At 64.1% G+C, this 15,515-nt stretch carries 14 protein-coding genes; 10 read left to right on the top strand and 4 right to left on the bottom strand.

Translation table 11 applies throughout. From position 1 onward, the window contains the following. Positions 1–152: 152 nt before the first annotated feature. Positions 153–1,502 carry an isochorismate synthase gene (locus tag AB0N72_RS16030; protein ID WP_363933085.1) on the bottom strand — a complete coding sequence of 450 codons (1,350 nt, stop codon included), beginning with the start codon at positions 1,500–1,502 and terminating at the stop codon, positions 153–155. Positions 1,503–1,593: 91 nt separating this feature from the next. Between AB0N72_RS16030 and AB0N72_RS16025 the strand changes: the two genes are divergently transcribed. From AB0N72_RS16025 to AB0N72_RS16015, 3 genes are read left to right on the top strand one after another with little or no spacing between them, the layout of a single operon-like run. Further along, the gene (locus AB0N72_RS16025) at positions 1,594–2,355 is read left to right on the top strand and encodes a demethylmenaquinone methyltransferase (RefSeq protein WP_026267031.1); all 762 of its coding nucleotides are present in this window, start codon (positions 1,594–1,596) and stop codon (positions 2,353–2,355) included. 29 nt (positions 2,356–2,384) lie between these two features. Beyond that, entirely contained in the window at positions 2,385–3,728 is a 1,344-nt protein-coding gene (locus tag AB0N72_RS16020) for a geranylgeranyl reductase family protein (protein WP_363933087.1), read from the top strand. Positions 3,729–3,737: 9 nt separating this feature from the next. Next, on the top strand, positions 3,738–4,841 hold the full coding sequence (locus AB0N72_RS16015) for a polyprenyl synthetase family protein (protein WP_363933089.1): 1,104 nt from the start codon (positions 3,738–3,740) through the stop codon (positions 4,839–4,841). 92 nt (positions 4,842–4,933) lie between these two features. Here AB0N72_RS16015 and AB0N72_RS16010 read toward each other — a convergent pair whose 3' ends face one another. The 3 genes from AB0N72_RS16010 to AB0N72_RS16000 form a co-directional block, all read right to left on the bottom strand. Further along, positions 4,934–5,800 (bottom strand): type IV toxin-antitoxin system AbiEi family antitoxin domain-containing protein, encoded by an 867-nt coding sequence (locus tag AB0N72_RS16010; protein ID WP_363933091.1) that lies wholly within the window; start codon positions 5,798–5,800, stop codon positions 4,934–4,936. A 485-nt stretch (positions 5,801–6,285) separates the two neighbouring features. Then, the gene (locus tag AB0N72_RS16005) at positions 6,286–6,708 is read right to left on the bottom strand and encodes a hypothetical protein (protein ID WP_363933093.1); all 423 of its coding nucleotides are present in this window, start codon (positions 6,706–6,708) and stop codon (positions 6,286–6,288) included. A gap of 13 nt (positions 6,709–6,721) precedes the next feature. Then, positions 6,722–7,393: a TRIC cation channel family protein gene (locus AB0N72_RS16000; protein ID WP_363933095.1), complete on the bottom strand. Its 672-nt coding sequence runs from the start codon at positions 7,391–7,393 to the stop codon at positions 6,722–6,724. A gap of 64 nt (positions 7,394–7,457) precedes the next feature. On the opposite strand from AB0N72_RS16000, the gene AB0N72_RS15995 reads away from it, so the two are divergent. The 7 genes from AB0N72_RS15995 to AB0N72_RS15965 all read left to right on the top strand — a co-directional run bounded on the left by AB0N72_RS15995 (position 7,458) and on the right by AB0N72_RS15965 (position 15,506). Next, the gene (locus tag AB0N72_RS15995; RefSeq protein ID WP_363933098.1) at positions 7,458–8,162 is read left to right on the top strand and encodes a CbiX/SirB N-terminal domain-containing protein; all 705 of its coding nucleotides are present in this window, start codon (positions 7,458–7,460) and stop codon (positions 8,160–8,162) included. Between the two features lie 153 nt (positions 8,163–8,315). Beyond that, entirely contained in the window at positions 8,316–10,058 is a 1,743-nt protein-coding gene (locus tag AB0N72_RS15990; RefSeq protein ID WP_363933100.1) for a nitrite/sulfite reductase, read from the top strand. After that, on the top strand, positions 10,055–10,789 hold the full coding sequence (locus AB0N72_RS15985; RefSeq protein WP_363933103.1) for a phosphoadenylyl-sulfate reductase: 735 nt from the start codon (positions 10,055–10,057) through the stop codon (positions 10,787–10,789). Before AB0N72_RS15990 ends, AB0N72_RS15985 begins: the two co-directional genes overlap by 4 nt. Continuing rightward, positions 10,786–11,745, top strand: coding sequence for a sulfate adenylyltransferase subunit CysD (gene cysD / locus AB0N72_RS15980; protein WP_363933105.1), 960 nt, complete (start codon positions 10,786–10,788; stop codon positions 11,743–11,745). The genes AB0N72_RS15985 and cysD overlap by 4 nt, the downstream gene beginning before the upstream one ends. Further along, complete coding sequence (locus AB0N72_RS15975; RefSeq protein ID WP_363933107.1) at positions 11,746–13,149, top strand: GTP-binding protein; 1,404 nt, start codon at positions 11,746–11,748, stop codon at positions 13,147–13,149. It abuts the gene before it with no gap. A gap of 99 nt (positions 13,150–13,248) precedes the next feature. Continuing rightward, positions 13,249–14,202 carry a homocysteine S-methyltransferase gene (gene mmuM / locus AB0N72_RS15970; protein WP_363933110.1) on the top strand — a complete coding sequence of 318 codons (954 nt, stop codon included), beginning with the start codon at positions 13,249–13,251 and terminating at the stop codon, positions 14,200–14,202. Between the two features lie 152 nt (positions 14,203–14,354). Continuing rightward, complete coding sequence (locus tag AB0N72_RS15965) at positions 14,355–15,506, top strand: ABC transporter substrate-binding protein (RefSeq protein ID WP_363933113.1); 1,152 nt, start codon at positions 14,355–14,357, stop codon at positions 15,504–15,506. Positions 15,507–15,515: the final 9 nt, after the last annotated feature.

Genomic DNA, 15,515 nt, shown 5'->3' with positions numbered 1-15,515 from the left:
TACCTTTTGTTGCGGTGGATGCTGAACTGAGTCGGTTTTAGTGTAGCGCCGAACATGAGATGTGCATCACAGGAAACGAAGTTTCACTATTAGATAACTAGTTTACGCACTTATCAAGCATCAAAACCGAAGCCCTGTCTGGAATCCCAGATTCAGCGCTTGATACCCAAAGCCTCCAGCATGGGCCGGAACTTCGCCCACGTCTCAGCCAGTTCCGCCTCCGGCTGGGAGCCCTCCACAATGCCGCAACCGGCATACAGGCGGACGGTGTTGGAGTCCTCGATGACGGCTCCGCGCAGCGCGATGCCCCACTCGCCATTCCCAGCGGCGTCCAGCCACCCCACCGGTCCGGCATAGGGCCCGCGATCCAGGTGTTCGAGTTTCCGGATCAGTGCGCCGGCAACCAGGGTGGGCGTTCCACAGACGGCGGCCGTGGGATGCAATGCATTGATCAGGGCAAGGCACGTAGGCACGTGACCTTCAATATCGGCCAGTTCAGCCTTCACGTCGGAGGCCAGGTGCCACACGTTCGGCAACTCCAAGATGAAGGGCTCGCTGTGCGAGTTCATCGCCTCGGAGAACGGTGCAAGCTGCCGCGTCAGGGAATCAATGGCGATCTCGTGCTCGTGCCGCTGCTTCTCGGAACCGGCCAGAACCCGCTCCGCATATTCCATGGGGGAGCCGTCCATGCCATCGGCATCGCGGCGGTCCAGTGTCCCGGCCAACACGCGCGCTTGCGCAGTACGGCCCTCCACCTGGATCAGCATCTCGGGCGTCGCGCCCACCAGCCCATCGACGCCGTAGGTCCAGCACTCGCGGTATCGGGCCGCCAGTTGGCGAAGAACCTCCGCAGCGTTGACGCCGTCCGGCAGGGTAGCGACGACGTCGCGCGCCAACACCAGCTTCTCCAGCTTGCCGGCGCGGATCTCCTCGACGCCATCGGCCACCGCCTTCATCCAACGGTCCTCGCTGAGGGAACCATGGCTAAGGACGCCCGCCGAACCGTCCGCGGCGACAACCTCCGGTGACAGCCCGACGTCGGACCCTCCTGACGCGGCACCGTCCCCATTGGCGCTGGTCAGCCAGCGTTCCACGGAGGCGAGGACGCCCGCCTCGGTGAGTTCGCCGTCGTCGAACGTGAGCTGGGTGGCCCAGGCGCGGCCGTCGCGGATGCCGATCACCAGTTCAGGGAGGATCAGGCGGGACACGTGCGGGGAAGTTTTGGAGAAGGCGAACGAGCCGAACGCCACCGGGCCGGTACCCGGGAGCTCCACATGGTCCGTGATCTCTGCCTCAAGAATGAGGTGCCGCCACCAGATGTCGGCCTCAAGGAAGCGCTCCGGGCCGGTCGTGCTGAAACGGGTCAGTTCGCCGTAGCCCACCAGGCCGGCTTCGCGTCGGGACCAGCAAAGGACGTCGTCCCGCACCAGAAACGACGGCAGCCCCCCAGGGGATGATTCAACATCGAGGGGGACTGTCAAGGTGCGAAGCGTGCTCGTCATGATGGAACAACAGTACTCCCGCACGCAACGAGAACCTGAGCCGACTTCTACAGCGCAGCAAAGTCGGCGGAATGTCTGAGACAATTACTGGGTGAACCGAGCATCCTTGGAAAAGCGTCCGGACGAAGTTGCGACGATGTTTGATGATGTCGCCCCAAAATACGACGTCGTCAATGACGTCCTGTCCATGGGACAGACCCGGCGCTGGCGCCGGATCGTGGTGGACGCCATGGATGTGAAAGCGGGCCAGAAGGTCCTTGACCTTGCGGCCGGAACGGGCACCTCAAGCGAACCGTACGCCGACGCCGGCGTGGACGTCGTGGCCTGCGACTTCTCCTTGGGCATGCTCAAAGTAGGCAAGCGCCGCCGCCCGGACATCGACTTCATTGCCGGTGACGCCACCAACCTGCCGTTCGCGGACAACAGCTTTGACGCATCCACCATCTCCTTCGGCCTGCGCAACGTCGTGGAACCCCGCAAGGCCCTGGAGGAAATGCTGCGCGTCACCAAGCCCGGTGGCCGTCTGGTGATCGCCGAGTTCTCGCACCCGGTAGTTCCCCTGTGGCGCAACCTGTACACCGAATACCTGATGCGCGCGCTCCCGGCCATCGCCACCAAGGTGTCCTCGAACCCGGACGCCTACGTCTACCTCGCCGAGTCCATCCGTGCCTGGCCGGACCAGGATCATCTGGCACAGTGGCTCGCCGATGCCGGATGGACGGACATCACCTACCGCAACCTCAGCGGCGGCATCGTCGCCGTGCACCGTGCGCAGAAGCCGGCCGAGCACCGCGAAAGTGTTCCGGTTGCCAAGCTCCGGCGCCAAATCAAGCCGCGCCACCAGGCCGGCTAGCTCCGTACCGCCTGCTGACTTAGGACGACGTGAAAGTACTGATTGTTGGCGCGGGCCCGGCCGGGTCCACCGCCGCGTATTACCTCGCCCAGGCGGGCCTCGACGTCACGGTGCTGGAAAAGACGTCGTTCCCCCGCGAGAAGGTCTGCGGAGACGGCCTTACCCCGCGGGCCGTCCGCGAGATCCAGAAGCTCGGCCTGCCCCACGCTGTGGAGGAGGGGTGGCGGCGCAACAAGGGCCTCCGCCTCATTGCGGGTGGCCGAACCATCGAGTTGCCCTGGCCCGAGGTAGCGGACTTTCCCACGTACGGACTGATCCGGACGCGATTGGGCTTTGATGAGGCGTTGGCCCGCCACGCCCAATCCGCGGGCGCCGTCGTGCTCGAACGCCACAGTGTCACCTCCGCCCTCACCGACGACGACGGACGTGTCATCGGCGCCAGGGCCTCCATTCTTGACGAGTCCGGACGCAAGACGGGCGAAACGCGCGACTTTCATGCCGACGTCGTACTCGCCGCAGACGGCAACTCCACGCGAACCGCCGTGTCGCTGGGGATGCACAAGCGCGACGACCGCCCGCTGGGCGTCGCCGTCCGCACCTACTTCACCTCGCCCCGCCACGAGGACGACTGGATGGAAGGCTGGCTGGAACTGCCCGGCAAGTCCGGCAAGCCGCTTCCCGGCTATGGCTGGGTGTTCGGCGTTGGGGACGGCACGTCCAACGTCGGCCTCGGGATACTGAACTCCTCCAAGGAATTCGGCAAGCTCGACTACAAGCAGGTCCTGCGCGAATGGACTGCCGGTATGCCGTCCGAGTGGGGCTTCACGCCGGAAAACCAGGTGGGGGAGATCCGCGGTGCTGCGCTGCCGATGGGCTTCAACCGCACGCCGCACTACTCGCCCGGGTTGCTCCTGCTGGGCGATGCCGGCGGCATGGTGTCCCCTTTCAACGGCGAAGGCATCTCCTACGCGATGGAGTCCGCCCGCTTTGCGGCCGAGTTCCTGATTGACGGCGCCGCGCGTTCGCGGTCCGCCGCTTGGAACGCCGACGACGCCGACGCGCACCTTTCGCGGTACGCGGACTATGTGCGGGACCAGTGGGGATCGCACTTCACGCTGGGCCGTATGTTTGCCACCTTGATCGGGAAGCCTGCCGTGATGAAGCTGGCCCTGCGCACAGGCATGCCGATTCCGGTGCTGATGCGCTTCGTGGTGCGCATGCTCGCCAACCTCACAGATCCTTCCGCGAAGGGTTTCGAAGACCGTGTGATCCGGGTCCTCGAGATGCTGGTTCCGGCAACGTCCAACACTTCTTCGCCGCGTGCTTTGAAGGCCGCCGGCTCCGACACCGCGGTTTCCGCAACAACTAGTTAGGGTTAACCCGTGACGAACTCTGCCGAACACAGCTGGACGCATGCCGGGCACGGCCTGCCGGACTCCACCGAGCCTTCCCTGAACACCACGGCCATTGCAACAGGCCTCCAGCTGCCCGCAGGTTTTGCTGCCATCGCAGGTGACCCCGAGCTTGGCCCGGCCATCACCAACAACCTGGCCCGCGTGGAGAAGAAGCTGCGCGAAGCCATCTCCAACTCGGATCCCCTGGCTGACGCGACGTCGCGGCACCTGGTGGAAGCCGGAGGCAAGCGGATCCGTCCGCTCCTGACCCTGCTGTGTGCTCACCTGGGCGATGCCTCCCGCCCCGAAGTTGTACAGGCCGCCGTCGTTTGTGAACTGACGCACCTGGCAACCCTGTACCACGATGACGTGATGGACTCCGCCCCCTTCCGCCGTGGCGCTCCGACGGCCCACGAAGTCTGGGGAAACTCAGTGGCTATCCTCACCGGTGACCTCATCTTCGCGCGTGCTTCCATCCTCGTTTCGGAGCTCGGCTCCCGCGCCCTCGGCATCCAGGCGCGTACCTTCGAACGCTTGTGCCTTGGTCAACTCCACGAAACTGTTGGTCCGCGCGAGGACGAAGATCCCGTGGAGCACTACCTCTCCGTTATTGCTGACAAGACCGGGTCCTTGGTTGCTGCTTCGGGCCAGCTTGGTGCGATCTTCGCCGGCGCTGACGAGTCGTTCGAGGACCTGCTGGTGGAATACGGCGAAAAGGTTGGCGTCGCGTTCCAGCTCGCCGACGACGTCATCGATGTCACCGGCGTGAAGGTCAAGTCCGGCAAGTCTCCGGGCACGGATCTCCGTGAAGGTGTTCCCACCCTGCCGGTTCTGTTGCTCCGCCGGGACGCTGCGGCAGGGGACACCTCTGCTGCTGCCCTCCTTGAACTGATCGACGGCGACCTCTCCTCCGACGAGGCCCTGGCTGAGGCCGTGGCCGGCCTGCGCGAGCACCCGGTCACCACCGAGTCCTGGAAGATCGCGCGCCAGTGGTCCGCCGAGGCCGTAGCCGCCCTGGCTCCGCTGCCCGAAGGTGTTGTCAAGGCTTCGCTGACCAACTTCGCCCACGCAGTGGTGGACCGCAGCAGCTGATTTTCCTTGTTTGGACGGGGCGTCCTGACCCTGTTTCAACTTTGGATGGCCGGTATGCAACCTTGGAAGGTTGCATACCGGCCTTTCTGGTTCTAAACAAGGTCAGGACGCCACGGGCTCCGTGGTCCAAAATGCCCGGTGTCCCGCTTATTCAACACTGTGAGTACCTCGGCAACCATTCGCTCGGGGTAATGGACGACGTCGGCATAGTAGTAACGCAGGACAAGTCGCCCGCCGCTGATGCTCGCGTTGTTCCGGTACTGGTCCTTCTTGACCTGCCGGGCCTCTAAATGAGTGCCTCCGTCGAGTTCGACCACAAGGCATTCGTTGATGAGGCAGTCGACTTCGCCGACACCTGGCAGTTGGGCATGCATTGTGACTCGAAGTCCTGCCCTGACAAAGTGCAAGTGGGCAAGTACTTCAAGCACCGAGTCCGCGCGGGGAATGACCATGTCAAGAACAGCCCGTGCCTTGCCGTTGCGTTTGCCTGGCAACTTTGACCGCAGGAAGTCCTTGGTCAGAAGTGCCTGGCTGATGGCGCTCTGAACCAGGACCAAGGCCTCCAGCTCCGGCAGGCATCGCAACGCATGGAGCAGCACATCGGCAACTCCGGCAACAGGCAGGAAGGGGTGGGGTGGGTGTGTGCAGGCTGCGTGGTCAATGACTCCACTGTTGGGGATGCCGTTTCCGCAACTGATATGGGGAGTGGCGGGCGGGTCGTGCAGTGCCCATAGCCTGTAGAAGCGGGCGGCCGAGATGCAGGTCAATCTGCCGTTAGCGCAGTAGGCGGCAAGCACATGGCTGTCGGCCTTGGGGAGGCAGTAAACCCCGCGCTGAATCCTACGGAGCTTTCCCGAGGCTACGGCGGCTGCGAGGCTCCGCTCGGAAAAGCCGGCCTTCCGCAAGGCTACGGTCCGGGCACTGCCGAGTCGATAACGAAGAAATTCCTCCAGCTCCATGACTCATGGTTTCGCCGGAGGCGCTCAGGCATCAGCCCGGTTTCGGTGCTATGTGGATAACTCTTGGGACGCAGTAATCAAGCTCACAGCTGCTCAAAATTGCGTTGACTCAGGCAGTTGCAAATATGACAGGATTGTCATAAGCTATTCACGGATCCACTAAATGCCTCCGGTGGGTCTGATGCGAACGGAGATTGTGGTCCCGGTTCGGTGCAGCGTATGACTCGTAACGTTGCAGCGAGCCGGGGCCATTCCGTTTTAAGTGCCCATTGCTTCCAGCGCCGACCTGGGAAAGGTGCGCTGCCGCCGTCGAGCCTGTTGCTTCCTGACCCTTTTTTGAGTTGGGGCAGCACAAAATCAACCTATATCGGGTGCACAACGCGCGCTGCGGGCCAAAAAAGGTCAGGAAGCCCCACCGAGCCCTGAAACAAAACAGCCCCCGCCCTGGCCGAAGCTCAGGAAGGGGGCTGCTCAAAAACCAGAACTTATTCGTCGTCGTTGAATGCCCACTCGAACATGTCGAAGACGAACTCGGAGAACGTTCCTTCTTCACTCTTCCACTGGCCACGGGCGTTGTTGCGGCGCCAGACGATGGGGTCGGGGATGCTGAGGTCGGCGGTGCGGAAGCCCCAGGTGAACTGTTCTTCCTCGTCCTCCAGGAACATGAGGAAGCCTTCGTCGTCCACTTCCAGTTCCTCGGGGTCCCAGAAGTAGTGGTAGGCCTCCATGAGGTCCTCGCAACCACCGATGGCAAGGTAGAACTCGCGCAGGACCAGCGGGATGGTGAAGGAGTGTTCAGCGAGGGCGTCGTCCAGTTCGTCGGGCGTAAGGCCGTCTTCTTCCTGCCATTCATCCTCGAGATACTTTGGGACCAGCGCGCGGAACTTCTCGAGGAACATGTCAGTCATGCTCTTATCCTAGCTAATCCCGGGCACCCGAAATTGCGCCCCCGCCGGTCCCGGCACGGTGCCATCCCCGGACAGCCAAGGGCACATACCAACTGCGTCGCCAGGCCGTCACCCGGAAGGCGAAGACAACTGCGGCGATGATGCACGCCGTAAGTCCACTGAACAGGCCGAGGTGCCACATCAAGGTGGTCAACCCGGCGCCCACGAAGGCAGGCAACGCGTAGATGTCGCGGTTGTTGAACAGGGTAGGGATTTCGTTGGCGGTGATGTCCCGGAGCAGGCCGCCGCCCACGCCCGTGGTGACGCCCAGCAGGATCGCGGCCACCGGATTCATGCCCGCACTGATCGCCTTCAGGGTGCCGGTGATGCAGAACAAGGCCAGCCCGCCGGCGTCGAACAGCGTCAAAAGCGATGTGAAGCGCTGGACAGAAGAGAACAAGTAGTAGACCAGCAGGGCGGCCAGCAAGGGCGGTGCCAGATAGGCGGGGTTGGTGAAGGCGATCGGGGGACCGGTGTTGATCACGATGTCGCGGATTACGCCACCGCCCAGGGCAGCGATGGAGGCGAGCAGTATGGAACCGACAAAGTCGAATTGCTTCCGGGCGGCCAGCAAGGAGCCTGAAACCGCGAAAAAGAACACGCCGATGAGGTCAAGCCAGAGAAGAACAATGTCAATGGAAATCAAGTGGACTGGTTCTTTCGCGAGCGGGCTTCACAACAGGTGCGGGCTCAACGTTACGCTAGCTCCCATGAACAGCCCCGTTTTGATCGCCTGCGCCCACGGAACACGCAACGCTGAGGGGCAGGCAGCAATCCGCCAGGTCATGGCCGAAATCGAGGAACTTCGTCCCGGGCTGCGCGTGGTTGAGGCCTACGTGGACGTTCAAGAGCCCGAGCTGGGCGGCGTGGTGGAGGGCCTGCCCGAGGGGACTGCCGCCGTCGTCGTACCGCTTTTGCTCTCTACCGGATTCCACATCAAGGTGGACGTGCCCAAGGCGATCAAGACCCGGCCAGAGGTAGTGGCCGCCAGGCCGCTGGGGCCGGATGCGCGGCTGGCTGAGCTGCTTGCCACCCACCTGCGCAGCGCCGGCCTGAAGGACGACGACGGCGTGTTGCTGGCCGCCGCGGGTTCCTCGCTCCCGGATGGCTCGGTCGATTCGGAAGAGCAGGCGCGACTGCTCGCGGAGCTGCTGCCCAACAAGGTCCGGGTCGCCTATGGTGCCAGCGCCCAGCCAACGGTGCCCGACGGCGTCGCCTCCTTGCGTGCGGAGCTCGCCTCGGACGGCGGGACGGGCAGGGTCTTCATCGCCTCCTACCTGCTGGCCACGGGCTACTTCCACGACCAATTGGCGAAGGCAGGAGCCGATGTTGTTACGGCTCCTTTGCTGCCGTCCAAGCTTCTGGCCGAGATTGCGCTGGAACGGTACGACGCAGTGTTGGAAAGCCTCTCCTAACCTTTATTTGCAAGGAAAACCGGGCTAAATGGAACTGCATATCGAGCCGTCCGGGACAAGGCCGCTGGCGTGTTCGTGACGAAATGTTTCCCTAGGTGACTCAACATTTCCGGACCTTTGCTGGCGAAAACTGGCCAGTCCTACAGTCGATGTATGACAGATACAGCTGTAGCCGGTGCGTCCTCGGACACCGCAGTTCCTTCGCGCCCGGCACGCACCCGCCCTGCCGCAAAACCCCACGGCCAGTGGAAGGTTGATGGCACCACGCCGCTCAACGCCAATGAGACCTGGAAGCAGGAGGACAACGGCCTCAACGTCCGTGAACGCATTGAGTCTGTCTACTCAAAAGAAGGCTTCGACTCGATCGACGGCACGGACCTGCACGGCCGCTTCCGTTGGTGGGGCCTCTACACGCAGCGCAAGCCCGGGATCGACGGCGGCAAGACCGCAACGCTTGAACCCCACGAGCTCGAGGACAAGTACTTCATGCTGCGCGTGCGCATCGATGGCGGCGCGCTCACCACAGAACAGCTGCGCGTCATCGGGCAGATCTCCGTGGACTTTGCCCGCGGCTCGGCAGACCTGACGGACCGCCAGAACATCCAGCTCCACTGGATCCGCGTGGAGGACGTACCGGAAATCTGGCGCCGCCTTGAAGGCATCGGCCTGTCCACCACCGAAGCGTGCGGCGACGTCCCGCGCGTTATCCTGGGTTCGCCGGTTGCCGGTATCGCCAAGGACGAGATCATCGATCCCACGCCGCTCATCCATGAGCTCGCCGAGCGTTTCATCGGCGACCCCGAGTTGGCCAACCTGCCCCGTAAGTACAAGACCGCCATCACCGGCCACCCGTCCCAGGACGTGGTGCACGAGATCAACGACTTCGCCCTGGTGGGCGTTGTCCACCCCGAGCTCGGGGCTGGCTACGACCTCTGGGTTGGCGGCGGTTTGTCCACCAACCCGCGCCTTGCCGAACGCCTCGGTGTCTTCGTTTCGGCCGACGTCGCCGCCGAAGTGTGGCTGGGCGTCACCAGCATCTTCCGCGACTACGGCTACCGTCGCATGCGCACCAAGGCCCGCCTGAAGTTCCTGATGAACGACTGGGGTCCTGCCAAGTTCCGCCAAATCCTGGAAGACGAATACCTCGGCTTCAAGCTGCCGGACGGCCCCGCCGCTCCCAAGCCCACGGCTCCCGGCGACCACATCGGTGTCCACGAGCAGAAGGACGGCAAGTTCTTTATCGGCGTGACCCCCACTGTGGGCCGCACGTCCGGCGAGGCACTGGTCAAGCTCGCCGACACCCTGGAGAAGCACGGCTCCTACCGCCTCCGCACCACTCCCCACCAGAAGCTCGTCATCCTGGATGTGGCCAAGGAAAATGTAGAGCCGCTCATCGCCGAACTCGACACCCTGGGCCTGTCCGCCCGGCCGTCCGTGTTCCGCCGCGGAACCATCGCCTGCACGGGCATCGAGTTCTGCAAGCTGGCCATCGTCGAAACCAAGGTCACCGCAGCCACCGCCATCGCTGAACTGGAACGTCGCCTGGCAGACCTCGTGGAGACTAAGCAGCTGCCCAACGCACTGTCCCTCCACATCAACGGCTGCCCGAACTCCTGCGCCCGTATCCAGACGGCCGATATCGGACTGAAGGGCATGATGCTGCCAACGCCCGACGGCGACCCCACCCCGGGTTTCCAGGTCCACCTCGGTGGCGGGCTGGCCAACAACGAGCGCGAGGAAGCGGGGCTGGGACGTACGGTCCGCGGCCTCAAAGTCACCGTGGAAGACCTGCCCGATTACGTGGAGCGCGTGGTCCGCAAGTTCGTCGCCGTCGGCGCCGAAGGCCAGACCTTCGCGGAGTGGGCGCACTCCGCAGATGAAGGAGACCTCCAATGACGGATCCCCAAACGCTCCCGGCCGTGCGCACGCTGAGGTCACACGAGGAACTGAAGGCATTGGCCGAGGCCGGCGCGGCTGAACTCGGCTGGAATGCCACCGCCCAGGAAGCCATCGCCTGGGTAGCACGCAACTTTGAGCTGCCCGCGGTGACGGTCGCCTGCTCCATGGCCGACGCCGTCCTGCCGGCTTTGGTCGCGGACCAGCTTCCCGGCGTCGACGTTTTGTTCCTGGAGACCGGCTACCACTTCAAGGAAACGTACGAAACCCGCAACGAAGTGGCGGCCAACCTGCGCGTCAACGTGGTGGACGTCCTCCCCGAGAACACCGTGGAACAGCAGGACCGCCTCCTGGGCAAGGACCTGTTTGCCCGGGATGCCGCACAGTGCTGCGCCCTGCGCAAGGTCCAGCCGCTTCGCCGCTCACTGTCCGGTTACGAGGTGTGGTTCACGGGAGTCCGACGCGACGAAGCTCCCACCCGCACCAACACCCCGGTGGTCACCTGGGACGAGGGCTTCGGCTTGGTCAAGGTGAACCCGATGGTGGACTGGAGCTTCGATCAACTGCTGGAGTACTCCGAGGACAACATCCTCCCCGTCAACCCCCTCCTGAGCCAGGGCTACCCCTCCATCGGATGCCAGCCCTGCACCCGCAAAGTGGCCCCGGGCGAAGACCCCCGCGCCGGCCGCTGGGCAGGATCCGACAAGACAGAATGCGGACTACACACATGAGCACGTACACAACAGAGGAGTCCACGGTGGAAGTTGCAGCGGCAGTCGACGCCCCCTCAGCCGAGCGCCTGAGCTCACTGGACACCCTCGAGTCCGAGGCCATCCATATCATCCGCGAGGTTGTTGCCGAGTTCGAGAAGCCTGCGCTGCTCTTCTCCGGCGGCAAGGACTCCGTGGTCATGCTGCACCTGGCCACCAAGGCATTCTGGCCTGGCAAGGTTCCTTTCCCCGTTCTTCACGTGGACACCGGTCACAACTTCCCCGAGGTCATCGACTTCCGCGACCGCACGGTTGAGCGCCTTGGCCTGAAGCTGGTTGTTGGTTCCGTGCAGGAATTCATTGACCGCGGTGAGTTGGCTGAGCGTGCAGACGGCACCCGCAACCCGCTGCAGACCGTCCCGCTCCTGGACGCGATCCAGCGCAACAAGTTCGACGCCGTGTTCGGCGGCGGCCGCCGCGACGAGGACAAGGCCCGCGCCAAGGAACGCATCCTGAGCCTCCGCGACGAGTTCGGCCAGTGGGATCCGCGCAACCAGCGCCCCGAGCTGTGGAACCTGTACAACGGGCGCCACACCGTGGGCCAGCACGTCCGTGCGTTCCCCATCAGCAACTGGACCGAGCTGGACATTTGGCGCTACATCGAGCGCGAAAACATCGAGCTCCCCAGCCTCTACTACGCCCACGAGCGTGAAGTCTTCGCCCGCGACGGCATGTGGCGTGCAGTGGGCGAGGTGTCCCAGCCGCTTCCGCACGAGGACGTCATCACCAAGCTGGTCCGCTACCGGACCGTGGGAGACATGTCCTGCACAGGTGCAGTCGAGTCCGACGCACGCACCGTGGCCGACGTCGTTGTTGAAGTCGCCGCCTCCACCCTGACAGAACGTGGCGCCACCCGGGCAGATGACCGCATCTCCGAGGCCGCCATGGAAGACCGCAAGAAGGACGGCTACTTCTAAATGAGCATCGAAACTTTGGCTGCCGGGCTGGAGACAGCCCTGCCCACCACCCTGTTCCGTTTCGCGACCGCCGGATCGGTGGACGACGGCAAGTCCACTTTGGTGGGCCGCCTCCTTCACGATTCCAAGGCAATTCTGGCTGACACGCTCGACGCCGTTGCCCGCACCTCCGCGGACCGCGGCTTCGGTGGCGAAAAGGGCGGGATCGACCTCGCCCTCCTGACCGACGGCCTGCGGGCCGAGCGCGAGCAGGGCATCACCATCGATGTTGCCTACCGCTACTTCGCAACGGACCGCCGCAGCTTCATCCTGGCGGACTGCCCCGGCCACGTTCAGTACACCAAGAACACGGTGACGGGCGCGTCCACTGCGGATGCCGTCGTCGTGCTCATTGACGCCCGCAAGGGTGTGCTGGAGCAGACCCGCCGCCACTTGTCCGTGCTGCAGTTGCTGCGCGTGGCCCACGTCATTGTGGCCGTGAACAAGATCGACCTGGTGGACTTCAGCGAGCAGGTGTTCCGCGACATCGAGGCCGATGTTCAGAAGGTTGCCCGCGAGCTCGGACTTGGATCCGATGGTGTGGCTGACCTGCTGGTGGTTCCCGTCTCGGCCCTCGACGGCGACAACGTGGTGGACCGCTCCGAGCGCACCCCCTGGTACAGCGGTCCTGCGCTGCTGGAGGTCCTCGAAACCCTGCCTGCAGCTGACGAACTTGAGGCAGGACTGGAGAGCTTCCGTTTCCCGGTCCAGCTGGTCATCCGGCCGCAGGGCGCGTTGGCCCCTGATGCCGTGGCTGCCGGTCTCGATGTGGAGGCGTACCGCGATTACCGCGCCTACGCGGGCCAGATCACCGAGGGGTCGGTGAAGGTGGGCGACGAAGTGTCCGTCATCAGCCCCGGGCACGAGCCACGCACCACCACCGTGGTTGGCATCGACTTCGCCGGACAGTCCTTGGAGGAGGCCGCCGCGCCGCAGTCCGTGGCCATCCGTTTGGCTGACGAGATCGACATCGCCCGTGGGGACACCATCGCCGCGGCCGGCACTGTCCGGGAGAGCACCGCTGACCTGTACGCGTCGCTGGCGTGGCTGTCTCCGAAGCCCCTGCGCGAAGGCCAGAAGGTACTGGTGAAGCACGGCACGCGCACGGTGCAGGCACTGGTCCGCAACGTCACGGGCAAGCTGGATTTGGCCACGTTCAACGTGGAGCCGGCGTCCAACCTGGAGCTCAACGACATCGGCCACGCGCAGCTCCGGCTCGCGGCCGCCCTGCCGCTGGAGAACTACCTGCACCACCGCCGCACGGGCGCGTTCCTGGTGATCGACCCGATCGACGGCAACACCCTGGCCGCCGGCCTGGTGAAGGACCACCCGGGCGACCACGAAGACGAACGTTACGTCATCTAGGGTCACACGTAGTCACAAACCGCAGCTTGTTCGCGACCCCTCACGTTGTACGGCGTGACCGGCGGGCAAGCTGCGGTTTTCTTTTACTGGGAAGGACCCATGCCACAGAACACCACGCTCAGCACCCTCCTCGCGTCAGGTACGGACCTGGTCCTGGACGGTGCGCTGGCCACTGAACTGGAAGCCCACGGCTGCGATCTTGAAGACGCGCTGTGGTCGGCGAAGGTCCTGCTGGAGCAGCCACACCTGATCAAGCAGGTCCACCGCGACTACTTCGACGCCGGTGCCTCCGTTGCCATTACCGCCAGCTACCAGGCCACTCCACAGGGCTTCGCGCGGCGGGGACTGTCCGTAGATGAGTCGCTGGATCTGGTGGCATTGAGCGTCCGACTGGCCGATGAAGCACGGCGCGAATACATTGCCGCGAATCCGGAGGCGGGACCGTTGCTGGTGGCCGGCTCGGTTGGCCCTTACGGCGCCTACCTTGCCGATGGCTCCGAATACCGCGGTGATTACACGCTTTCCGGCGCAGAATTCCGGGATTTCCACCGTCCCCGGATCGCTGCGTTGGTGGAAGCCGGCGCGGATTTCCTGGCCTGCGAGACGCTGCCGTCGTTCGCCGAAGCAGAAGCGCTGCTGGCGCTCGTGGCGGAGTTCGACGTCGAAGCCTGGTTCACGTTCACGCTGCGGGACAGCGGCCACATCAGTGACGGAACGCCCCTTGGGCAGGTTGCTGCGCTGCTTGGCGCGGAACCGCGCGTCGCCGCCGTCGGGGTTAACTGCGTGCCGCTGGAACTGGTCTCGGATGCGCTGCGAGTGCTGCAAGGAGTCACTGAAAGGCCGTTGGTGGCCTACCCGAACTCCGGCGAGACCTACGACGCCGTGACCAAGACCTGGGGCCCGTCGGAAGGTGTTCAGGGCGATGGGACCCTGGCCGGCAACGCTGCCCAGTGGCGCGAAAACGGAGCCCGTCTCATAGGCGGATGCTGCCGCACAACTCCGCGCGACATTGAAGACCTTGCGGCGAATATGACGTCACATGAACCTGCGTGAACCTTGGTTTCTGCGGGATTGAAGCGGAAATATGACAGTCCCTACTGTGAAGGCATGACCTCTCCGGAATGGTCCTTCCTTGCCCTCCACGGGCGATGTCGCGGGGCCTGATCTTCGCCCCCTTCGCATCCCACTTCTCCTAAGGACCCCCCATGGCAAACACACCCGAGTCACAGAAACCCGATTCCGGTACCACCCGCATCGTCGCGGGTGAGACCGCACCCAAACCCAAGCGCCGCCGCACCCTCGAGATCGGCCTGGCGGTCGGCCTCGTCCTGCTGATCGGCGCAGGTGCCGCAGTAGCCTCCGCTGTATCCCAGGGCAACCAGGCTGCGCCGGCACCGGCCACCACGCCGGCCGCCGAGCTCAAGCTTGGCTACTTCAGCAACGTCACCCACGGCCCGGCCTTGGTCGGCACCAGCAAGGGCTTCATCCAGAAGGAGCTGGGCGACACCAAGCTCAGCACGCAGATCTTCAACGCCGGCCCTGCCGCGATCGAAGCACTGAACGCCGGCGCCATCGACGCCACCTACATCGGCCCGAACCCGGCCATCAACTCCTTCGTCAAGAGCAACGGCGAGTCCATCAGCATCATCGCCGGCGCAGCTTCCGGCGGTGCCCAGCTGGTGGTCAAGCCGGAGATCAACTCCGCAGCCGACCTCAAGGGCAAGGTCCTCGCCTCGCCGCAGCTCGGCGGCACGCAGGACGTCGCCCTCCGCGCCTGGTTGGGCCACCAGGGTTACAAGACCAACCCGGACGGCAGCGGTGATGTGAACATCAACCCGACCGAAAACGCCCAGTCGCTGAAGCTCTTCCAGGACGGAAAGCTCGACGGCGCGTGGCTGCCTGAGCCGTGGGCCTCCCGCTTGGTGCTGGAAGCCGGCGCGAAGGTCCTGGTGGACGAAAAGGACCTGTGGGAGAAGGGCGACTTCACCACCACCATCCTGATCGTGAACAAGAAGTTCGCGGCTGAACACCCGGAAACGGTGAAGGCTCTGTTGAAGGGCCACGTTGAATCCGTGAACTGGCTGAACTCCGCATCCGCGGAAGAGAAGGCCACCACCATCAACGCAGTCCTCAAGGACACCGCAGGCAAGCCGCTCCCGGCGAACGTGATCGAACGCGCCCTGCAGAACATCAAGTTCACCACCGACCCGCTGGCAGGAACGTACAAGAAGCTCCTGCAGGACGGTGTTGACGCGGGCACCACCAAGCAGGCCGACATCAACGGAATCTTCGATCTCCGCGCCTTGAATGAGGTGGAGGGCAAGAAGACCTCGGCCGCAGGTCTTGGCCAGGACTAAGCACTGACA

The sequence above is a fragment of the Paenarthrobacter sp. NPDC089307 genome (assembly GCF_040685055.1).
Classification (GTDB): Bacteria; Actinomycetota; Actinomycetes; order Actinomycetales; family Micrococcaceae; genus Arthrobacter.
Note: the sequence above shows the minus strand (reverse complement) of the source record. Positions and strands in the feature narration are given on the sequence as shown.